The organism is Streptomyces sp. NPDC058221 (assembly GCF_042882365.1).
Classification (GTDB): domain Bacteria; phylum Actinomycetota; class Actinomycetes; order Streptomycetales; family Streptomycetaceae; genus Streptomyces.
Window position 1 is genome coordinate 44,179 of sequence record NZ_JBHVWF010000033.1, and the last position, 19,415, is coordinate 63,593.

At 72.2% G+C, this 19,415-nt stretch carries 19 protein-coding genes; 13 read left to right on the forward strand and 6 right to left on the reverse strand.

Annotated features, from left to right (window positions below; translation table 11 throughout):
- Positions 1-27 precede the first annotated feature (27 nt).
- Complete coding sequence (locus tag ACFVW8_RS13860) at positions 28-1,626, forward strand: Na+/H+ antiporter (RefSeq protein ID WP_389689446.1); 1,599 nt, start codon at positions 28-30, stop codon at positions 1,624-1,626.
- On the opposite strand, the gene ACFVW8_RS13865 is transcribed toward ACFVW8_RS13860, so the two are convergent.
- The 4 genes from ACFVW8_RS13865 to ACFVW8_RS13880 all read right to left on the reverse strand — a co-directional run bounded on the left by ACFVW8_RS13865 (position 1,605) and on the right by ACFVW8_RS13880 (position 5,088).
- Positions 1,605-2,555 (reverse strand): 1-aminocyclopropane-1-carboxylate deaminase/D-cysteine desulfhydrase, encoded by a 951-nt coding sequence (locus ACFVW8_RS13865; RefSeq protein WP_389689448.1) that lies wholly within the window; start codon positions 2,553-2,555, stop codon positions 1,605-1,607. The two genes, ACFVW8_RS13860 and ACFVW8_RS13865, sit on opposite strands and share 22 nt — an antisense overlap.
- Before the next feature lie 40 nt (positions 2,556-2,595).
- Positions 2,596-3,186 (reverse strand): N-acetylmuramoyl-L-alanine amidase, encoded by a 591-nt coding sequence (locus tag ACFVW8_RS13870; protein WP_389689450.1) that lies wholly within the window; start codon positions 3,184-3,186, stop codon positions 2,596-2,598.
- A gap of 149 nt (positions 3,187-3,335) precedes the next feature.
- On the reverse strand, positions 3,336-4,532 hold the full coding sequence (locus tag ACFVW8_RS13875; RefSeq protein ID WP_389689452.1) for a globin domain-containing protein: 1,197 nt from the start codon (positions 4,530-4,532) through the stop codon (positions 3,336-3,338).
- Between the two features lie 106 nt (positions 4,533-4,638).
- Positions 4,639-5,088, reverse strand: coding sequence for an RrF2 family transcriptional regulator (locus tag ACFVW8_RS13880; protein WP_389689454.1), 450 nt, complete (start codon positions 5,086-5,088; stop codon positions 4,639-4,641).
- 177 nt (positions 5,089-5,265) lie between these two features.
- On the opposite strand from ACFVW8_RS13880, the gene ACFVW8_RS13885 reads away from it, so the two are divergent.
- The 5 genes from ACFVW8_RS13885 (at position 5,266) to ACFVW8_RS13905 (ending at position 10,640) form a co-directional block, all read left to right on the forward strand.
- The gene (locus ACFVW8_RS13885) at positions 5,266-6,672 is read left to right on the forward strand and encodes a family 2B encapsulin nanocompartment shell protein (RefSeq protein WP_389689456.1); all 1,407 of its coding nucleotides are present in this window, start codon (positions 5,266-5,268) and stop codon (positions 6,670-6,672) included.
- Positions 6,673-6,822: 150 nt separating this feature from the next.
- Positions 6,823-7,866, forward strand: coding sequence for a family 2 encapsulin nanocompartment cargo protein polyprenyl transferase (locus ACFVW8_RS13890; protein WP_389689458.1), 1,044 nt, complete (start codon positions 6,823-6,825; stop codon positions 7,864-7,866).
- A 620-nt stretch (positions 7,867-8,486) separates the two neighbouring features.
- The gene (locus ACFVW8_RS13895; protein WP_389689460.1) at positions 8,487-9,155 is read left to right on the forward strand and encodes a DUF6304 family protein; all 669 of its coding nucleotides are present in this window, start codon (positions 8,487-8,489) and stop codon (positions 9,153-9,155) included.
- A 145-nt stretch (positions 9,156-9,300) separates the two neighbouring features.
- Positions 9,301-10,281, forward strand: coding sequence for a DUF1648 domain-containing protein (locus tag ACFVW8_RS13900; protein WP_389689462.1), 981 nt, complete (start codon positions 9,301-9,303; stop codon positions 10,279-10,281).
- A 2-nt stretch (positions 10,282-10,283) separates the two neighbouring features.
- The gene (locus tag ACFVW8_RS13905) at positions 10,284-10,640 is read left to right on the forward strand and encodes a GntR family transcriptional regulator (RefSeq protein ID WP_389689464.1); all 357 of its coding nucleotides are present in this window, start codon (positions 10,284-10,286) and stop codon (positions 10,638-10,640) included.
- A gap of 77 nt (positions 10,641-10,717) precedes the next feature.
- On the opposite strand, the gene snpA is transcribed toward ACFVW8_RS13905, so the two are convergent.
- Entirely contained in the window at positions 10,718-11,386 is a 669-nt protein-coding gene (gene snpA, locus ACFVW8_RS13910; protein ID WP_389689466.1) for a snapalysin, read from the reverse strand.
- 266 nt (positions 11,387-11,652) lie between these two features.
- On the opposite strand from snpA, the gene ACFVW8_RS13915 reads away from it, so the two are divergent.
- The 6 genes from ACFVW8_RS13915 to ACFVW8_RS13940 all read left to right on the forward strand — a co-directional run bounded on the left by ACFVW8_RS13915 (position 11,653) and on the right by ACFVW8_RS13940 (position 17,141).
- On the forward strand, positions 11,653-12,606 hold the full coding sequence (locus tag ACFVW8_RS13915; protein WP_389689468.1) for a LysR family transcriptional regulator: 954 nt from the start codon (positions 11,653-11,655) through the stop codon (positions 12,604-12,606).
- An 84-nt stretch (positions 12,607-12,690) separates the two neighbouring features.
- Positions 12,691-13,734 (forward strand): NAD-dependent epimerase/dehydratase family protein, encoded by a 1,044-nt coding sequence (locus tag ACFVW8_RS13920; RefSeq protein WP_389689470.1) that lies wholly within the window; start codon positions 12,691-12,693, stop codon positions 13,732-13,734.
- A 146-nt stretch (positions 13,735-13,880) separates the two neighbouring features.
- Complete coding sequence (locus ACFVW8_RS13925) at positions 13,881-15,221, forward strand: choice-of-anchor A family protein (RefSeq protein WP_389689472.1); 1,341 nt, start codon at positions 13,881-13,883, stop codon at positions 15,219-15,221.
- 10 nt (positions 15,222-15,231) lie between these two features.
- Complete coding sequence (locus ACFVW8_RS13930; RefSeq protein WP_389689474.1) at positions 15,232-15,588, forward strand: DUF952 domain-containing protein; 357 nt, start codon at positions 15,232-15,234, stop codon at positions 15,586-15,588.
- Complete coding sequence (locus ACFVW8_RS13935; RefSeq protein ID WP_389689476.1) at positions 15,585-16,520, forward strand: SDR family oxidoreductase; 936 nt, start codon at positions 15,585-15,587, stop codon at positions 16,518-16,520. The genes ACFVW8_RS13930 and ACFVW8_RS13935 overlap by 4 nt, the downstream gene beginning before the upstream one ends.
- Positions 16,521-16,526: 6 nt before the next feature.
- Positions 16,527-17,141 carry a nucleotidyltransferase domain-containing protein gene (locus ACFVW8_RS13940; protein ID WP_389689478.1) on the forward strand — a complete coding sequence of 205 codons (615 nt, stop codon included), beginning with the start codon at positions 16,527-16,529 and terminating at the stop codon, positions 17,139-17,141.
- 28 nt (positions 17,142-17,169) lie between these two features.
- On the opposite strand, the gene ACFVW8_RS13945 is transcribed toward ACFVW8_RS13940, so the two are convergent.
- Positions 17,170-17,787, reverse strand: a complete 618-nt coding sequence (locus tag ACFVW8_RS13945; protein ID WP_389689480.1) for a TetR/AcrR family transcriptional regulator — start codon at positions 17,785-17,787, stop codon at positions 17,170-17,172.
- 101 nt (positions 17,788-17,888) lie between these two features.
- On the opposite strand from ACFVW8_RS13945, the gene ACFVW8_RS13950 reads away from it, so the two are divergent.
- Positions 17,889-19,367, forward strand: a complete 1,479-nt coding sequence (locus ACFVW8_RS13950; protein WP_389689482.1) for an MFS transporter — start codon at positions 17,889-17,891, stop codon at positions 19,365-19,367.
- The last annotated feature ends 48 nt before the right edge of the window (positions 19,368-19,415 follow it).

Below are 19,415 nucleotides of genomic sequence, written 5' to 3' on the forward strand. Positions count from 1 at the left end.
GGTTACGACGGATGCGAGGACCGTGAGATGGACGCATTGCCACTGGTGGCACTGGTCGCGGCCAGTGCGGCGGTAGCGGGGCTGGCCCGCCGCACGCCGGTGCCCGCCCCGCTGCTACTGGTGGCCATGGGGCTGATCGGCTCGTACGTGCCGGGGGTTCCGACGTACACCCTGGACGCGCACATCGTGCTGCCGCTCCTGCTGCCACCGCTGCTCTACACGGCCGCCGTCGACAGCTCGTACCTCGACCTGCGGGCCAACCTCCGCCCCGTCGCCCTGCTCTCGGTGGGCTATGTGCTGTTCGCGACGGTCGCGGTCGGCTGGCTGGCCTACCGGCTGGTGCCCGATCTGCCGCTCACCGCCGCGCTGGTGCTGGGCGCCGTGATCGCCCCGCCGGACGCGGTCACGGCCGCCGCCATCGCCCGGCGGGTCGGCCTGCCCGCCCGGGTCACGACGATCCTCCAGGGCGAGTCCCTGGTGAACGACGCCACCGCGATCACCGCGTACAAGGTGGCGCTCGCCGCGGCCGTGGGCGAGGGGATGAGCTGGGGCGCCGGGATCGGCGAGTTCTTCCTCGCGGCGGTCGGCGGTGTCGGGGTCGGGCTGGTGCTCATGGTGCCGCTGCACTGGCTCCGTACCCACCTCAAGGAGGCGCTGCTCCAGAACACCCTGTCGCTCCTGATCCCCTTCGTGGCGTACGCGGCGGCCGAACGCGTGCACGCCTCGGGAGTGCTCGCGGTGGTCGTCGTCGCGCTCTACCTGGGCCACCGGTCCTGGCAGGTCGACTTCGCGACCAGACTCCAGGAGGCGGCCGTCTGGAAGATGGTCGCCTTCGTCCTGGAGTCCGCCGTCTTCGCGCTGATCGGCCTGCAGCTGCCCTTCGTGCTGAAGGGCCTCGGTGCGTACGCCGTCGGGGAGGCACTCTGGTACGGAGTGGCGGTGTTCCTGGCGGTCGTCGTCGTCCGGTTCATCTGGGTCTATCCGGCGACCTATCTGCCCCGGTGGCTGTCGAGACGGATCAGGGAGCGGGAACCCGAGACCGACTGGACCGCGCCGCTGATCGTCGGCTGGGCCGGCATGCGCGGGGTCGTCTCGCTCGCCATCGCCTTCTCCATCCCGATGGTCACGTCCGACGGGGCGGAGTTCCCGGCCCGCAACCTGGTGCTCTTCCTGACGTTCACCACAGTCATCGGCACCCTCGTCATCCAGGGGCTCACCCTGCCCCTCCTGGTGCGCGTCCTGAAGCTTCCGGGACGCGACCGGCAGGCCGAGACGCTCGCCGAGGCCCAGGCGCAGAGCGAGGCGTCCACGGCCGCCGAGGCGCGGCTGGAGGAACTGCTTGCCGACGAGCACAACCGGCTGCCCCAGCCGCTCACCGACCGGCTGCGCACCGTCCTGGAGCGCCGCCGCAACGCGGTGTGGGAGCGGCTCGGGGCGGCGAACGCGGTGACGGGGGAGTCGGCGGACGAGACCTACCGGCGGCTGGCCGGCGAGATGATCGAGGCCGAGCGTGCGGTCTTCGTGCGGCTGAGGGACGAGCGGGGCATCGACGACGAGATGATGCGGACCCTGCTCAGGCGTCTCGACCTGGAGGAGGCGGCGGCCTACCGGGAGGAGGCGGACTGAGGGGCACCGGACGGGCCCCGGGCCGGCTCCGGGCGGCCGGTGACCACGGCGGCGACGGCGGTACCGGCGGGGAACGCGCCCTCCCCGGCCAGCACGGTGAGTGCGTACAGGAGTTTGGCCACGTAGAGCCGTTCGACGGGCAGCCCGTGCCGGTCCTCGAAGTCGTCCGCGAAGGCGTGCAGGGCGGGAGTGGTGCGGGCGTAGCCGCCGAAGTGGAAGCGCTCGTCCAGGGACCAGACGCCGGCCGGTCCGCCGAACGCCTCGTGCTGGAGGCCGCGCACCGCGTCCCCCAGGAAGCCGCCGCGCAGGACCGGGACGCCGAGGGCGCGCTGTCCCGGAGCGAGGCCGGCGGCGAGACCGGCCAGGGTGCCGCCGGTGCCGCAGGCCACCGCGGCCACGCCGGCCGCGCCGCGCAGCTCGTGCCCGAGCTCTGTGCAGCCCTGTGCGGCCAGGGCGTTGCTGCCGCCCTCCGGGATGACCTCGCACTCCTCGTAGGCGCTCAGGAGCCCGGCCAGGACCTGTGGATCGGTCTTGGCGCGGTAGGTCGTGCGGTCGACGAAGTGCAGGCGCATCCCGTCGGCCGCGCACTGCGCGAGCGAGGGGTTGAGCGGCCGGTGGGCCAGCTCGTCGCCGCGTACGACACCGACCGTACGAAAGCCCAGCAGCCGGCCGGCGGCGGCCGTGGCCCGCAGGTGGTTGGAGTACGCGCCGCCGAACGTCAGCACGGGACGTCCGGCGGCGGCGAGCAGGTTGGGGGCGAGCTTGCGCCATTTGTTGCCCGGCAGATCCGGGTGGATCAGGTCGTCACGCTTGAGCAGCAGCTGTACGCCGTGCCGGGCGAACCGGTCGTCCTCGACCGGCTGCAGGGGTGACGGAAGCACCGGCTGCAGCCGGGCGAGGCCGGACGGGCCGGGTGGTGTGGCGGGCATGTCCCCATTGTGGACGTGCCCCGGCCGGGCCGCCGGGCGGCTACTTCAGGCGGTCGTGGATCCGGGCCCGCATGGCGGCCATCGTGAAGCCGCGCGGGTCCACCTTGCCCGGCTGCCACTCCAGGTGCCCGATGACCGACTTGGCGGTCCAGCCGTGGTGGCGGCAGATCGCTGCCGCGGCCTTCTCGATGGCTTCGAGCTGGGCGTCGGGCCAGGGATCCTTGCCGTCGCCGAGGTTCTCGCACTCGAAGCCGTAGAAGTGCCGGTTTCCGTCGGTGTTGGCCTCGTTGTCCGACGGCAGGCCCTTCTCGGCGATGACGGCGCGCAGGACGTCGTCGTCGCCGAGACCGGCGTGATTGGCCCGGCCGTAGCCGACCAGGTGGACGCGGCCGTCCTTGGCGATGACGCCGTGGCACAGCGGCCCCGGCAGATCGCTGTGGCCGTCGCGGCAGACACGGACGGTGGCGTCGGTGCCCTTGGTGACGGTGTGATGGATCATCACGCCGTTGACCGGGCCCCAGGCGCCCTTGCTATTGCGGTTGTGGGTACGCCAGTCGCCGACCTGGACGACGGTGAGCCCCTCGTTCTTCAGGGCGGCGAGGAAGGCGCTCGCGGACATGGGTGAGGACATGGCCGACTCCTTTTGTGCGTGGGGGAGTATGTCCGTACAGCGCTTCTACCCGACAAACCCGGACCCGGACCAGTTATGGACCGTGCAAGCGGCCCTGTTCGGGCGGTGTGCGAGCCGATCCGGTCAATTCCGTGAGCGCCGGGCCGGATTCAGCCCCTGGCGAGCCACAGGTCGGGGCCGAACACCTCGTAGTGGATATCTGCGGCGGGGACACCCCTGGCGAGCAGCTGGGTGCGCACGGACCGCATGAAGGGCAGCGGGCCGCAGAGGTAGGCGTGGGTGCCGGACGCGATGACCAGGCCCGTCAGGTCGACCTGGCCGGTGCGGTTCGCGGGGTGGCCGGGCTCGGGGTTCTCGTACCAGAAGTGTGCGGCGGCGTCGGGGAGTTTGCCGGTGAGCTGGGCATGGTCGGCGCGCAGGGCGTGGGTGCCGGGGGAGCGGTCGCCGTGGACGACGGTGACGGGGGCGGCGTGCCCGTCGTTCGCGAGCTGCTCCAGCATCGAGAGCATCGGGGTGCAGCCGATGCCGGCGGAGGCGAGCAGGAGCGGGGCGTCGGAGGACCTCAGCACGAGGTCGCCGTACGGGGCCGAGACCCGGATCCGGTCGCCGGCCCGGACCCGCTCGTGCAGCTGCCGCGAGACCTCGCCGTCGGGCGCACCACCGCCGCGCACCCGCTTGACGGCGATCGAGCGGAGCGTGGAGCCGGGGGCCGAGGAGAGGCTGTACTGGCGTATCTGGCGTGCACCGTCCGGGAGTTCGACCTGCACCGAGACGTACTGGCCGGGGTGGAAGTCCGGAGCGGGCGCACCGTCGGCGGGGTGGATCCGGAAGGTGGCGACGTCCTCGGTCTCCTCGGTCCGGGAGACCACCTCCCAGTCGCGCCACACGTCACCGGCGACGACGCCCTGTTGCGCGTACAGTCGCTCCTCGACGGCGATCAGGGCGTTGGCCATCAGCCAGTAGACCTCGTCCCAGGCGGCCGCGACCTCCGGGGTCACGGCGTCGCCGAGCACCTCGGCGATGGCGGCGAACAGGTGGGTGTGCACGACGTCGTACTGGGCGGCGGTGACGCCGAGCGAGGCGTGCTTGTGGGCGATGCGGCCGAGCATGACGTCGGGGCGGGTGTCCGGGTGCTCCACCAGGTGGGCCGCGAAGGCCGCTATGGAACCGGCGAGCGCCAGGCGCTGGGCGCCGGAGGCCTGGTTGCCGCGGTTGAACAGATCGCGCAGCAGCTCGGGGTGGGCGTCGAACAGCTTGCGGTAGAAGAGATCCGCGATGTCCCCGATGGCCGCGCCGACGGCGGGGAGGGTGGCACGGACGGTGGCGGTCGACGGCTCGGAGAGCATCGTGACTCCTCGGATTTGAATTGGTATCTGATATGCAAGTTTATTGGCGGGGTGAAGAAGGCCTGGCCGTGGGCCCGGTGTGCGGGAGGGGCGGTGTGCCGGAGGGTCAGCCGCCCGGCGGGCGCCCGCTGCTGATGCCGATCAGGAGCGGCCCGGTGGGGGATGCGACGAGACCGGCGACGGTGATCGGGTCGAGCGTGGCGTAGAAGGCCTCCGTGGCCTCGTGCAGGGCGCCGCGCAGCCGGCAGGCCGCCCGCAGTGGGCACGGGGCTGTGCCCTCGCAGTCGACGACGTCGCCGGGGCCCTCCAGCTTGCGGACGAGCCCGCCGACCGAGGCGGACCCGGCGCCCGGGGCGAGGGTGAGCCCGCCGCCGCGGCCCCGCCGTGCCTCGACCAGGCCGAGGTGCTGGAGCCGGGCCACGACCTTCGCGGCGTGGGAGTACGGCACGTCCATGGTCGCCGCCACCTCGCGGGTGGTCGGCGGATCCCCGTCCTCCACGACGGCGAGGCGCATCAGCACCCGCAGCGCCACGTCGGTGAATCTCGTCAGCCGCATGAGCGTCACCGTAGATAATTGGTATTCCAGATGCAAGTTAAACCGGTTCAAAGGTATCGCGCAGCGTTGTGCCCAGCCCAAAGCACGATTAGTCGCACTCTTTTGTGTAATGGCGCGCCGAGTCCCCTGCTGAAAGGCTTCTTCTCGCAGGTCAGCCGATGATCGAGAGGACGTCAGATGTCCGTTGGTGAAGAGGTTCAGAACGTGCAGGTGCCGCCGCAGCAGAGTCTTGGCACGGCAGCCGCGCGGAACCTCGCGACGACCACCAAGTCCGCTCCGCAGATGCAGGAGATCACCTCACGGTGGCTTCTGAAGATGCTCCCCTGGGTCCAGGTGCAGGGCGGCACATACCGGGTGAACCGCAGGCTGAGTTACTCGGTCGGCGACGGCCGGGTGACCTTCGTACAGACCGGGGACCGGGTGGCGGTCATCCCCGCAGAGCTCGGCGAGCTCCCCGCCCTGCGGGACTTCGGGGACGAGGAGGCGCTCGCCGAACTGGCCCGGAGGTGCGAGCAGCGAGACATTCCCGCAGGCCAGCTCCTTGCTACGGCCGGTGAGGCGGCGGACCGGGTCTTCCTGCTGGCGCACGGAAGGGTCGAGAAGATCGGCACCGGTCCCTACGGGGACGAGACGGTGCTCGGGGTCCACGCCGACGGCGCCTACTTCGGCGACCACTCCCTCATCGAGGGAGACGCCCTCTGGGAGTACACGGCCCGCGCCGTCACCGCGTGCACGGTGCTGACACTGCGGCGGGCGGATGTGCTCAACCTCGCCGAGCGGTCCGACGCGCTGCGCACCCACCTCGCCGGGCTGCTGGCCATTCCGCACCAGCGCACCAACAAGTACGGCGAGGCGGAGATCGACCTGTCCGCCGGCCATGTCGGCGAAGCCGTCGTGCCGCACACCTATGTCGACTACGACTCCGCGCCGCGCGAGTACGAACTGAGCGTCGCGCAGACGGTGCTGAAGGTGCACAGCCGGGTCGCCGACCTCTACAACCAGCCGATGAACCAGACCGAGCAGCAGTTGCGGCTCACGGTCGAGGCGCTGCGTGAGCGCCAGGAGCACGAGCTGATCAACAACCGCGAGTTCGGCCTGCTCAACAACTGCGACTACGGCCAGCGGATCCAGCCGCACGACGGGGTGCCCGGCCCCGACGACATGGACGAGCTGCTCTCGCGCCGGCGTGGGTCGAAGCTCTTCCTGGCCCACCCCCGGGCCATCGCCGCCTTCGGCCGGGAGTGCAGCAAGCGCGGGCTGGTCCCGGAGAGTGTGGACGTCGGCGGGCACCATGTGCCGGCCTGGCGAGGGGTGCCGATCTTCCCGTCCAACAAGATCCCGGTCACCGACGCTCGCACTACCTCGATCATCTGCATGAGGACCGGTGAGGCCGAACAGGGCGTCGTCGGACTCCAGCAGACGGGCATCCCCGACGAGATCGAGCCCAGCCTGTCGGTCCGCTTCATGGGCATCGACGAGCAGGCGATCATCTCCTACCTCGTGACGGCCTACTACTCGGCAGCCATCCTGGTGCCGGACGCGCTCGGTGTCCTGGAGAACGTCGAGGTCAGCCGCTGGCGCTAGGCCTGCGGCGCCCGGACCGGCGGGGCCGCCCCCGCCGGTCCGGGCCGCCTCGGCCACGGCCCGCAGCACCCACAGCAACCACCCACGTCCCCGGCCCGGGGGCGACAGCGACCGGGCCGGGACGGCAACGACCGGGGTGACCGATTGACCATGACCCGTACAGATGCCGCGACCGAGGGCAACGAGGCCGCGGCGCTTCTGGAGTACACCCGATCCCTCGTCGACCCGCACCTGAGGGCAGCGGTCGCCTCGCTGCCCGGATCGATCCGGCGCGTCGCCATGTACCACTTCGGCTGGCAGCACGCCGACGGCAGCCCGGCCGCCGGCGGTGCGGGCAAGGCGATCAGGCCGGCGCTCGTGCTGGCCGCGACCCGGGCGCTCGGCGGCGACCCACGGGACGCCGTGCGGGCAGCCGTCGCCGTGGAGCTGGCCCACAACTTCACCCTGCTGCACGACGACGTCATCGACGAGGACCGCACCCGCAGACACCGGGCCACGGCCTGGACGGTCTTCGGCATCCCGGACGCCGTCATCGCCGGTGACGCCATGCTCGCCCTCGCGCAGCGGCTTCTCGCCGAGGACGCGCGGGCGATGTCGCCGCGCGCCTCGGCCCGGCTCTCGACCTGTGTCATCGAGCTGTGCGCGGGCCAGCAGGCCGACTGCGCCTTCGAGGAACGCGGCCCGGACGAGGTCTCGTTGGACGAGTGCCTGGCCATGGCCACGGCCAAGACGGGAGCGCTGCTGGGCTGCGCCTGTGCGCTGGGCGCGCTCTACGCGGGTGCGGACGAGCGGGCTGTCGGGGCCATGGACGGCTTCGGCCGGGAGGCGGGGCTGGCCTTCCAGCTCATCGACGACCTGATCGGCATCTGGGGGGACCCGGCCCAGACCGGCAAGCCCGTCGGGGCCGATCTCGTCGCCCACAAGAAGTCGCTGCCCGTCGTCGCCGCGCTCACCTCCGGCACCCCGGCCGCGGCGGAGCTCGCCGCGCTCTACCGCGGCCCGATGAACACGTCCGGGGAGGTGAGTCGCGCGTCCGATTCCGTCGACCGGGCGGGAGGCCGCGACTGGGCACAGATCTGCGCCGCGGACCGGATGGCCCGTGCCGTGCACCATCTCTCCCGCGCCGTACCCGATCTCTCCGCGGCGGGCGATCTCCTGGCCCTGGCGGAGTTCGTCACCCGCCGGACGCACTGAGCCGGCAGCCCGCAGGAAGGGCCCGGGCGGGGAAGCGGACGGGAGGAGGTGCGGCGTCGGGCCGGGAAAACGGTGAACGGTGAAGGGAGGTGCGAGGAGGCGAAGCCGGGAAAGGTCGCAGACCGGCCGGCCGCACGCGGAAGCGGTCACGGAGAACGGAGAAAGGAGCCGGGATCGGAACCCGCACATCGGACCGAGCCGTGTCCCCGCACCGGGGAACGGAGGAGGGAGCAGCGGGCAGCAGCCCCCGTCGAGCCTGTACGGCCTCAACACCGGCAGTAGGTACGCCGGTTGACGGCGCTCGGGCGAGGCGGGGGCTGTTCGCGCCCCGCGCCCCGCGCCCCGCGAAGGGCGCCGGGCGCGAGGGGCGGCCGCCTGAGGCGGGCCGGAAGTCGGGGCCGGGCGCCCGGTGGCGAGCCGGCCGGGAGAGTGCGTTGTCGGCGCGGCAGGTAGAGCGGGCGGATGACCGGGCGGCTGCGGGGACAGGTGAACGGGTGCGTCAGGGACGGCAGATGACACGCGGTGGCGTGCGCCGGTGATCGGCCGAGGTCACGGGGCTGCCGCAAGGAAGTGGAGGGCGGCACGGGGAGTGTCAGAGGTACGGGCTACAGTCCGTGCCCATGACAGAAGAGTCGTGGGCAGGGTGGTACCGGGACCGGCAGGGCTCCGATGCCGTCATCCTCACCATCGACGGACAGCAACTCCGCATTCGTATCCGGGGCGTCGACTTCGAGGGCGAAAGCTTCGACGGTCTCCGGCCTGCGGCGGGCGGGCCGGCGGAGAGCGCCGTGTTCGCCCTGGCGGACGGGGTGCTCAACGACTGTGTCCTGGAATGGGACCTGCCGTTCCCGGTCACCGCGGACGGGACGGCCCAGCAGGCGACGCTCAGCTGCCTGCTGTCGCTGCGCAGGCCCGACCCGTATCTCTACCTGGAGCTCCAGTTCGGCGGCGCGGCCTTCCGGTCCCACCGGGCCGAGAGCGACTTCGGGGCGGCGCTCGCCACCGTCCAGCGCGGCCTTCCGCCCGGGGTGCGCCTCCAGACCTGTATCGCCTGTGCCTTCTCGGACTACTTCCCGGCGCCAGGACGCGGCCTCTCCGGTGGCCTCGCCTGCTTCAGGGGGGCCAAGGAGGCCTACCGCGGGGCGGACGGCGAGAGCGACGTCCTCGATCTCTGGGACCGGCGCAGCGGCTTCGTTCAGGAGGTCTGGAGCTGCCCGGAGTTCGAACCCCGGCCGGTGGCGGGTGCGGGCACCGGCCACAGAGGTGCGTTCCCACTCGAACTGGCCTGATCGCCCGGACGGTTCCGGCCCCCTGGCCCGGACCGGCCCGCCCGGTTACCCCGACCCAACCCGCCTGACAGCGCGCCACCGTCAGGCGGGTTCGGCATTGCCGCACCTCCATTGTTCTACTAACATGCAAACAATGGAGGTTTTAATGAACCGGAAGAACCTCGGCCGCGCGGTCCTCGCCGCTCTGCCGTTCCTGATCGCGGCCGCCGTCGACCTCATCCTTTTCGCCGACCGTCGTGACCGGCTGCCCGCGCAACTGGCCAGCCACTTCGTGGGCAACGGCCGGGTGGACGACCACGCCGGCCAGGGCTCGTACATTGCGCTCGTCACGATCGTGCTCCTGGGGACCGGTGTTCTATGGGCCCTGATGGCCGCCGCGGGGAAGTACTCCGGCGGCGGGTACCGGAAGCTCGTCGCCAGTGGCTACGCCATCGCCGGGCCGCTCGGCTACCTGCTGGCGGTCGTCATGCTCATCAACGTGGATGCCGCCGAGGACGCACAGGGCCGCGTTCAGGACGTCTCGTTCCCGATGTGGCACATGGCGGTGGCCGCGGGGGTCGCCGTACTCGCCTTCGGGCTCGGGCTGCTGATCGCCAGGGCCTCTCCCGTCCCGGAGGAATCCGTGGCCGGACCGGCCGTCGGCGCCGAACGGATCGCGCTGGCCAAGGGGGAGATCGCTGGGTGGGCGCGCGGTGCCGGCTCGTGGTGGTTGCCGCTGGCCCCGCTCGTCGCACTCGGGGGCGGGGTGTACCTGCTGCTCACATCGGGCTCGGGCGGGGCGGTCCCCACGCTCGTCATAGGCGTGGTCCTGGCGAACTTCGCCCGTCCGTACGTCACGGCGGACCGGCGTGGCCTCAGGGTTTCCGGACTCCTGCCCTGGCCGCGCATAGGGGTCCCGCTCGACCGGATCGAGACAGCGAGCAGCAGTGACATCAACGTCCTGACCGAGTACGGGGGCTGGGGATACCGGTTCCGTCCCGGGCGCAGCGGCGTCATGATCCGTTCCGGTGAGGCGATCGTGGTACGGCTGTCCAACGGACGCGACTTCGCGGTCACCGTCGACGACGCGGCGACCGCCGCCGGGCTCCTCAACACGTTGATCGACCAGCGCCGAACGGATCATTGACCATGCTCTTCCGGGTCGACCCCACCTCCACCGTGCCGCTCGGTGACCAGATCGCGGCCTGTGTGCGCCGAGCCGTCGCCGACGGGACGGTCGCCTCCGGGGAGAGGCTGCCCGCCGCCCGGGTCCTCGCCGAGTCGCTGGGCATCAATGTGCACACCGTGCTGCGTGGCTACCAGCGGCTGCGCGAGGAAGGGCTGATCGAACTGCGCCGCGGGCGTGGCGCGGTGGTCACCGCCGGGGCATCGCCGCACCGGGCCAGACTTCTGGAGCGGGTGCGCGAGATGGTCGGCGACGCACGGGAACTCGGAATGACGGAGGACGAGCTGCTGACCCTCGTCCGTACCGAGCTGAACAGCTGACAGCCACCGGCGGCGTGGTGCCCGGAACCCGCGAAGGGCCACCCCGTCCTGCGAGGTGGCCCCTGTCGGCAGGGCGGTCAGGAACCGCTGCGGGCGAGCGCGGCCGCGAAGCCGTTCTGCCAGAGGGAGTCCACCTGGCTGCGCTCATTGGCATCCGGGTTCGGGTTGGTGCAGGACGGGCCGGGGCCGCCACCCGACATCAGCTCGCTGCACGGGCCCTCGTAGTGGTCCGGCAGACCGAGCACGTGCCCGGTCTCGTGCGTGGTGACACGGGTCGAGTCGTACTGCTGGTTCTGTGCGTAGTCCAGGAAGATGTAGCCGTTGCCGTGTCCGTCGGTGCTGGCGTAGGAGCCGCTCGGGTCGTCGCCCTCGTAGTAGGTGAAGTCCGCGTTGGACCCCTCCTGCAACTGGACGTTGGAGACCGAGCTGTTCCAGATCTGCGCGCTGTTGGCTATCTGGGTGCGGAAGGTCGGGGCGTTGGCGGTGCTGTAGACGATGGTGACCGACTTGATGCCCGGGTGCGCGGCACGCTTCTCGGCCACCGACTTCGCGACTGCGTCGAAGAACGCCTTGTTGGCGGCGGCGCTCTCGTGCGATCCGGATGCGCTGGTGTAGGCGGCGTGGGGGGCCGAGGAGGAGGCAGGTGCGGGAGCGGCAGAGGCGAGCGCGGGAGCGGTTCCCAGCGCGGCGGCGAGGCCGAAGCCGAGGCCGACCACGGCCGACATGACGGTCCTGGGGTGTCTCATGGGGGGTCTCCTACCAGTTACCTGTCCGAGGAACCCGTCCGATGATCGGACTCGGACGGGGGCGGTACGGAGAGAGTGTCGGTGAAACGGAGGCCCGGCGGATGATGCCAACCGGCGATAACGCGGCGCTATCACCCAGGACGGCAACGCGATGACGGGAGAGGACACAAACGGTGTCCAGCATTCCATCTCCCGCTGAATTGGCGGAGTTTGATGGGATTGCGGCGTCTGGTGCGGCATGGTCCGGCCGCCCTACTCTCGGCGGTATGGAGCTTGAGGTGAGGCACCTCAGGGCGCTGTGCGCCATCGCCGACGCCGGCAGCCTGCACCGGGCGGCCCGCAGACTGGGCGTGAGCCAGCCCTCGCTCACCACACAGCTGCGGCGGATCGAGAACTCCCTGGGCGCCGAGCTGTTCAGCCGCGAACGCACCGGCTGCCGCCCCACCCTGCTCGGCCACGCCGTGCTCAGCCGGGCCCGTCCGCTGGTCGACGGCATGCGGGCCCTGGTCAGCGATGCGAAGGCGGAGGCGGAGGCGGCCCGCGCCGGCGGCCCCCGGCTGCGCATCGGCTGCACCGCCAGCCGGGTCATCGGCGGCTGGCTGCGCAGGCTGCGGATCCGGATGCCGGGGACGGACATCTCGCTGCGGGTCGATGTGTCGGCGCACGCGCTGCTGCGCGCGGTCGAGGCCGGCCGGCTCGATGTCGCCTTCGTGCACGAGGTGGAGGGCTGTCCGCTGTACGTGCCGGACGGCCTGGTGCAGCGGGTGCTCCTGGACCGCGAACCGCAGTTCATCTCGATGGCCCGCGATCATCCGGCCGCCGCCCTGCCGGTCGTCGACCTGACCGACCTGGCCGCCGACCGGTGGATGGTCGACCCCACGGTGGACGGCGAATGGGACGGCCTGCGCCGGGTGTTCGGCGCGGCCGGTGTCGCACCGACCGTCCTGCACGGGGACTACCTCACCGCCGCATCGCTCGTGGTGCTCGGCGAGGCGGTCGCCCCCTGTCAGCCGACCTCGGGGCCTCGCGACGACATGGCGATCCGCCCGCTGCGCGACGACCCGCTCGCCGTACGGCTGCTGCTGGTGTCCCGGCCGGGCGCCGACATGGCGACGGTGTACGGGGAACTGGAGGCCGCCTACCGCGAGGCGGCCGGACGGGCGGAGGGCTACCACCAGTGGCTGCTGCGCAACCGGAGTCCGCTGGCCCGCTCCTCCTGAGTGCGGGCGGGGTGCCCGCCCGCGCGATTCAGCCCAGAGCGAGGCCGGTTCCGGTTCGGGACCCGGGCGGGCAGAGTCGGATCCATGAGGCTTCTGATACTGGGTGGTACCGAATTCGTCGGCCGGGCCGTCACCGAGGACGCCGTGGCGCGCGGCTGGGAGGTCACGGTGTTCCACCGCGGCCACCACGCACCGCCGCCGGGCACCGCCGAACTCCTCGGCGACCGCACCGCCGAGGGCGGACTGGCCGCCCTGGACGCCGCTGCCCCGAACGCCGTCGCCCCGGACGCCGTCGGCGGATCGGGGGACGGTGCGTACGCCTGGGATCTGGTCGTCGACACCTGGAGCGGCGCCCCCTCGGCCGTACGGGACGCGGCACGGCTGCTGGCGGGCCGGGCCCGCCGGTACACGTATGTCTCCAGCCGTTCCGTCTACGCGGACCCGGTCCCGGCAGGGCTGTCCGAGGACGGTCCGGTGGTGGCCGGCGCCTCGCCGGACGACGGCGGGGACGTCCCGTACGCGCTGGCCAAGCGCGGTGGTGAACTGGCCGTGCTGGACGCCTTCGGCGACCGGGCGCTGCTCGCCCGCGCGGGACTGATCATCGGCCCCTGGGAGAACATCGGCCGGCTGCCGTGGTGGCTGACGCGGATCGCCCGCGGCGGACCCGTGCTGGCCCCGGGGACACCGGAACTGCCCCTTCAGTACATCGACGCCCGCGACCTCGCCCGATGGCTGCTGGACGCCGCCGAGGCGGGACTCCACGGACCGTACAACCTGGTCAGCCGCCCCGGGCACACCACCATGGGGGGACTGCTCGACGCCTGTGTGCGGGCCACCGGATCCGATGCCGAACTGCGCTGGACCGATACCGCGACGATTCTTGCTGCGGGCGTCGAGCCCTGGTCGGACCTGCCGGTCTGGCTGCCGCCGGGCGAGCTGCACGACAGCCTGCACCAGGGCGATGTCGGCCGGGCGCACGCCGCGGGGCTGCACTGCCGTCCGGTCGAGGAGACGGTCGCCGACACCTGGACGTGGCTGTGCGAGCTGGGCGGCGTCGCACCGCAGCGGCCCGACCGGCCCACGGTCGGCCTCGATCCGCAGACCGAGGCGAAGCTGCTGGCGGGCTGAGGGGGCCACCCGGCCGGGGCGGCCCGGCCGACCGGTCGGCGGAAGCGGGGCGGCCGCCCGGCGTGGCACGACTGATGAGCACTCAATAAACCTGCATATTGCGCTGTATGGGAACAAAACCATGCAGAAGCGGTAAAAATCACCGCGTGGCGGTGACGGTGGCGGCAGCGGCAGCCATGGTGGGGGCCCTCGCGCCCGCCGCGGCCGCCGACCCGCTGCCTGGCGGTCTCGGCCCGTGTCTCGGGGACAGCTGCCCTCCGGACGTCCGGCCGGATCCGAACAACATGCCCGTCACCTACCACGACAGCAACATCAACATCTATGTCGGCGGCGACTACCTGGTCAGGGAGGCCGCCGCGGAGGCCGAGGGGAAGATCGTCACCCTCGGCCGGTTCGACATGGACAAGCGGGCGGGTGCCTCGCAGATCTACAACGTCGGTGTCGTCGGCGTGGGGTCGCGGGTGCCGCCGCCCAACGGCTCCGACTACCTGACGGTGGGCGGCGATCTGAGCGTCGCCTCCGGGGAGCGGCTGCTCGCGGAGGAAGGCGCCAACCAGGGTGTGGTGCGCCACGCCCAGGACCGCAGCGGGACGGTGACCCCGGACCCCGTCCACGACACCGGTGCCGCCGCTCCGTACACCGCGCTGCGCGACCAGCTGACGGCGGCCAGCCACTGCTACGCGTACGACGACAACGAGGACCATCGCCGTCCGGCGACCGGGACGGTCCAGAACTCCGGCGCCGAGACCGTCTTCACCGGCGACAAGACCTCAGCCCTCCAGGTCTTCGCGGTCGACGCCGATCTGGCCACCGGTGCGGGCGGCCAGCAGGGCATCGTGTTCAACGGCGTCCCGGACGGTGCGACCGTGCTGGTCAACGTCTACGGAAGTACCCGCAACATCAGTACGTACATGGGCTCGCTGCCCCAGTCCGGACTTCGCGAGCGCCTGATGTGGAACTTCCCGGACGCCACCGAGGTCGGGCTCAAGGGCACGGGCCAGTTCCAGGGAAGTGTCCTGATCGGTCAGCAGTCCAGTGTGGCGACGCTCGCGATGAGCGGCACCAACGGCCGCTTCTACACGGCCGGTTCGCTGACCCACACGTCGGAGGGCGAGTCGGGCGGCCAGGAGCTGCACGCCTATCCGTTCGACGGCGATCTGCCGGACTGCGGCGAGCAGCCCTCCCCGACGCCGACCCCGACCGATTCGCCCACGCCCACCCCGACCGATTCGCCGACCCCGACGGATTCGCCGACACCCACCACCGCTCCTTCCGACAGCCCGGGGCCGACTCCCTCCGAGTCCACGCCCGGTCCGCGGCCCACCCCGACACACAGCTGGCCGCCCCGGCCGCCCCACCCCGGAGGTGAACTCCCGAACACGGGTTCGCGCGGCGGTGAATGGGTGATCGGCGGGATCGCGGCAGTACTGCTGGTCGCGGGATCGGCGGCCACGCTGATGGCCCGGCGGATGCGCAGGCGCGGCTAGTTTTACCCCCATGGCCGAACTGCTGCACCTCACCGAAGGCCCGCTGTGGGAGGCGGCCCGCGGGATCGGGACGTACGAGATGTCCACCCGCGGCCGCACCCTGCACGAAGAGGGCTTCATCCACTGCTCGCTGCCGCACCAGCTCCCCGCTGTGGCCGAGATGCTCTACGGCGCCGGGAGCCGGGCCGGAGCCGGTGACCAGGACCTGGTGGTGCTCGTCATCGACACCGACCGGCTCACCGCGCCCGTGCGCTACGAGCCGGGCACACCCGGCGGCGAGGAATTCCCGCACATCTACGGACCGATCCCGGTCGACGCGGTCGTGGAGGTGCGCCCCTGGCAACGCACGGAAGGCGAATCCGTATGACCTCATCGGACGGCACGCACGGTTCGGCAGAGCCCACGAGCGGGCCCCTCACCGCGGTCACCGGCGCGAGCGGTGCCCTCGGCGGCCGGGTCGCGAAGCGGCTGGCGCGGGCCGGTGTCCCCGTACGGCTGCTGGGCCGCGACCCGTCCCGGCTGCCCGAACTGCCCGGCGCCGACAAGGCCCCGGCCGCGCCCTACGGCGACGGGGAGGCGATGCGCCGCGCACTGGCCGGGGCGCACACCCTCTTCCTCGTCTCGGCGCACGAGAGCCCGGACCGGGTGAGCGAGCACATGAGCGCGGTGGACGCGGCGGCGGCCGCGGGCGTCGAACGGATCGTGTACGTCTCCTTCGTCGGCGCCGCACCCGACGCGACGTTCACCTTCGCCCGGGACCACTGGGACACCGAGGCGCACATCCGCGTCTCCGGCGTCCGTCACACCTTCCTGCGGGACAGCTGGTACCTCGCGGGTCTTCCGGCGATGACCGGTGCCGACGGGGTGCTGCGCGGGCCGGCCGGTGACGGCCGGGTGGCCGCCGTGGCCCACGAGGACATCGCCGACGCCGCGACCGCGGTCCTGCTGCCCGGCGGCGACGCGGCGGGCGACGCCGTGCACGACGGGGAGACGTACGACCTGACCGGCCCCACGGCGTTCACCCTCGCCGAAGCGGCCGAGGAGCTGGGCAGGGCCGCCGGACGGGCCGTCACCTATGTGCCGGAGACCCGGGACGAGGCCTACGCCTCGCGCTCGGAGTACGGCGCACCGGGCTGGGAGGTGGCCGGCTGGGTGACGTCGTACGAGGCCATCGCCGCAGGGGAGATGGCCGTCGTCTCGGACGCCGTGCCGCGGCTCACCGGCCGGCCGGCCAAGGACCTGGCCACGTATCTCCGGGAGCACCCGGACAGCTACCGCCACCTGCTCCTGCCGGGCTGACGGCTCGTGCGTACGGAAACCCCCTGGGGCCCCTGGGACCCGCCGCCTCTCGCCGAGGCCGTCCGCCTGCTCGCCCCGCTGCGCACGCCGTGGTGGATCGCGGGCGGGTACGCGGTCGAACTGGCGGTCGGCCGCGCCTTCCGGGACCACGGAGACATCGACATCCTCCTGCTGCGCGGCGACCAGCTCGCCGTGCAGCAGGTGCTGCCGGACTGGGAGTGGTGGGCCGCCGATCCGCCCGGGACCCTGCGGCCATGGCGCCCCGGCGAGATCCTGCCCCCGCACGTCCACGACATCTGGTGCCGGCCGGGTCCGGCCGAGCCGTGGCGCGTCCAGTTCATGCTCGACGACACCGCGGGCGACGACTGGGTGTTCCGGCGGGACGCCAGGATCCGGCGCCCATTGGACCGGCTCGGCGCCGTCTCCGGCGACGGCGTCCCGTATGTCGTGCCGGAGGTGCAGCTGCTGTACAAGTCCGGGTCCCGGCGTCCCAAGGACGAGCAGGACTTCGAGGCCGCGCTGCCGGTGCTCGGTGACGACGCGCGCTCCTGGCTGACCGAGACGATCACTCTGGCCGAGGGCGCGGGCCACCCCTGGGCCGCCCGGCTGCGGGCGGCCTGAACAGGGCGCGTACGCACCGGAGCGGAGCTCAGCCCGCGTACGCGCCCGCCCTCGCGGCCACCGCGGCGGCGTCGGCGGCGCGGTCGGCGGCGGCCTCGTCCAGCGGGTCGCCGCTGGCCAGCAGGCGGTAGTACAGCGGCGCCGACACGGCACGGATGACCTCGTCGGGGTCCGTGCCCGAGGGGAGCTCCCCGCGCTCGACGGCCTCGGTGACGCAGCCGGACCACTCCTTGATGCGGATCGCGTAGAAGCGGTGCAGTGCCTGAGCGGTGCGCTCGTCACAGGTCGCCGCCGCGATCACGGAGCGGAACAGGGGGCCCTGGCGCGCGTCGGTGAGGGTCTTGAGCACGAGCCGGGCGTTGGCCCTGAGGTCCTCGGTCAGCGAGCCCGTAGCCGTGCGCGGGGAGGACTGCTCGGCCATCGCGTCGAGCAGGTCCGCGATCAGCCCGGTGGGGCCCGACCAGCGGCGGTACACGGTCGTCTTGCCGACGTCCGCACGACGCGCGACGTCGGCGAGGTCGAGACGGTCGAAGCCGTGCTCGGCCAGCGCGTCACCCGCCGCGCGCAGGACGGCTTCCCTGACCCGGGCGGTGCGCCCGCCGGGCCGGACCGTACCGGGTTCCGCACCCTCGGGCTCAGATGTCATAACGGGTCTCCAGTTCCATTAATGCGTCTCCCTCTGCTACGGTCGCCTCATCTTAACGGAACTCCAGAACCGTTAAAACCTTCGTCCGAGGAAGGGCGACCATGTCCGCACCGAGCCAGACCCCGTCCCGCACCACCGGCAGCGCCCCGGCCGCCACCGCTCCGCCCGGAGCCGTGTCCCGTATGACCGGGCGGCAGAAACTCGTCCTCACGCTCCTCCTCGGCGCCCAGTTCATGATCGCCGTGGACTTCTCGATCCTGAACGTCGCACTGCCGGTTGTCGGGGAGGGCCTCGGCTTCGCCCTCCCCGACCTGCAGTGGATCGCCACGGCCTTCGCCCTGGCCGCTGCCGGGTTCACGCTCCTGTTCGGCCGCATCGCCGACCTCGTCGGACGTAAGCGCCTCTTCGTGGCCGGCATGGTCGTTCTCGGTCTCTCCTCGGCCCTGGGCGGCCTCGCGACCTCACCCGAGGTGCTGCTCACCGCCCGGATCCTCCAGGGGCTCGCCACCGCGGCCGTCACCCCGGCCGGACTCGCCCTGCTCACCACGGCCTTCAAGGAGGGCCCGCTGCGCGAACGCGCCCTGGGACTCAACGGGGCCCTGATGTCCGCCGGGTTCACCGCGGGCGCGATCCTCGGCGGCCTGCTCACCGATCTGCTCTCCTGGCGCTGGGCGTTCTTCGTCAACGTGCCCGTGGCCGCACTCGTCGTGGCCCTGGCCCCGTCCGTCATCACCGACTCGCGCCCGGCCGTACGGCCCCGCCTCGACGTCCCCGGTGCCGCGACCGTCACGGGCGGGCTCCTGCTCCTGGTCTACGGACTCACCCAGGCCGGCGCGACCGGCTGGACCACGCCCACCACCCTGGCCGCACTGCTCGCGGGCATCGCGCTCCTCATCGGCTTCTGGTTCGTCGAGAAGAGGGCCGCCGCCCCGCTCGTCCCCGTACGCATCCTCAAGCGCCGCAGCGTCATCTGGGGCAACGTCACCGGGCTGATCGCCTTCGTCACCGAGACCTCGCTGGTCTTCCTGCTGACGCTCTACCTCCAGGAGGTCCTCGGCTACTCACCGCTCGCCACCGGCCTCGCCTTCGGTGTCCTGGGCATCGGCACCGTGATCGGCGGCACCCTGGGCGGCCGTGCCGTCGGCCGCTTCGGCAACCGGACGGCCATCGTCGCCGGTGGCGTCGTCCAGGCCGTCGCCACCCTCTCCCTGGTGGCGCTCGGCACCTCCGGGGCGTGGATCTGGCTTCTGCTCGCGGCCACGTTCATCGGCGGCGTCGGCAACATGCTGATGATCGTCGGCTTCATGGTCACCGCCACCTCCGGCCTCCCGGACGCGGAACAGGGCCTGGCCACCGGCCTCGCCACCATGACCCAGCAGATCGGCATCACGCTGGGCATCCCCGTCATGAGCGCCATCGCCACGGCCCGGATGTCCGCACTCGGTGACCCGGGACCCGAGGGTGTCCTCTCCGGCGTCTCGGTCGCGATCCTGGCCAACTCCGCCCTGGTCCTGGCCGGCGCCCTGCTCGCCGGAGCCTTCCTGGGCCCGCGGCGCGCGAGGAGCGGCGCCCGGGTGTGACGGGGCGCAGACCGCACTGTGCGCGGCCGGCCGGCCGGGGTGCGAGGC

Bases quoted from the DNA above. Each gene is read 5' to 3' on its own strand.
- ACFVW8_RS13915 (WP_389689468.1), top strand. From the start codon at position 11,653: ATGGAGCTTGAGGTGAGGCACCTCAGGGCGCTGTGCGCCATCGCCGAC.
- ACFVW8_RS13905 (WP_389689464.1), top strand. From the start codon at position 10,284: ATGCTCTTCCGGGTCGACCCCACCTCCACCGTGCCGCTCGGTGACCAG.
- ACFVW8_RS13900 (WP_389689462.1), top strand. From the start codon at position 9,301: ATGAACCGGAAGAACCTCGGCCGCGCGGTCCTCGCCGCTCTGCCGTTC.
- ACFVW8_RS13880 (WP_389689454.1), bottom strand. From the start codon at position 5,088: ATGCGGCTGACGAGATTCACCGACGTGGCGCTGCGGGTGCTGATGCGC.
- ACFVW8_RS13875 (WP_389689452.1), bottom strand. From the start codon at position 4,532: ATGCTCTCCGAGCCGTCGACCGCCACCGTCCGTGCCACCCTCCCCGCC.
- ACFVW8_RS13945 (WP_389689480.1), bottom strand. From the start codon at position 17,787: ATGACATCTGAGCCCGAGGGTGCGGAACCCGGTACGGTCCGGCCCGGC.
- ACFVW8_RS13935 (WP_389689476.1), top strand. From the start codon at position 15,585: ATGACCTCATCGGACGGCACGCACGGTTCGGCAGAGCCCACGAGCGGG.
- ACFVW8_RS13920 (WP_389689470.1), top strand. From the start codon at position 12,691: ATGAGGCTTCTGATACTGGGTGGTACCGAATTCGTCGGCCGGGCCGTC.
- ACFVW8_RS13865 (WP_389689448.1), bottom strand. From the start codon at position 2,555: ATGCCCGCCACACCACCCGGCCCGTCCGGCCTCGCCCGGCTGCAGCCG.
- ACFVW8_RS13895 (WP_389689460.1), top strand. From the start codon at position 8,487: ATGACAGAAGAGTCGTGGGCAGGGTGGTACCGGGACCGGCAGGGCTCC.
- ACFVW8_RS13890 (WP_389689458.1), top strand. From the start codon at position 6,823: ATGACCCGTACAGATGCCGCGACCGAGGGCAACGAGGCCGCGGCGCTT.
- ACFVW8_RS13860 (WP_389689446.1), top strand. From the start codon at position 28: ATGGACGCATTGCCACTGGTGGCACTGGTCGCGGCCAGTGCGGCGGTA.
- ACFVW8_RS13870 (WP_389689450.1), bottom strand. From the start codon at position 3,186: ATGTCCTCACCCATGTCCGCGAGCGCCTTCCTCGCCGCCCTGAAGAAC.
- snpA (WP_389689466.1), bottom strand. From the start codon at position 11,386: ATGAGACACCCCAGGACCGTCATGTCGGCCGTGGTCGGCCTCGGCTTC.
- ACFVW8_RS13885 (WP_389689456.1), top strand. From the start codon at position 5,266: ATGTCCGTTGGTGAAGAGGTTCAGAACGTGCAGGTGCCGCCGCAGCAG.
- ACFVW8_RS13950 (WP_389689482.1), top strand. From the start codon at position 17,889: ATGTCCGCACCGAGCCAGACCCCGTCCCGCACCACCGGCAGCGCCCCG.
- ACFVW8_RS13930 (WP_389689474.1), top strand. From the start codon at position 15,232: ATGGCCGAACTGCTGCACCTCACCGAAGGCCCGCTGTGGGAGGCGGCC.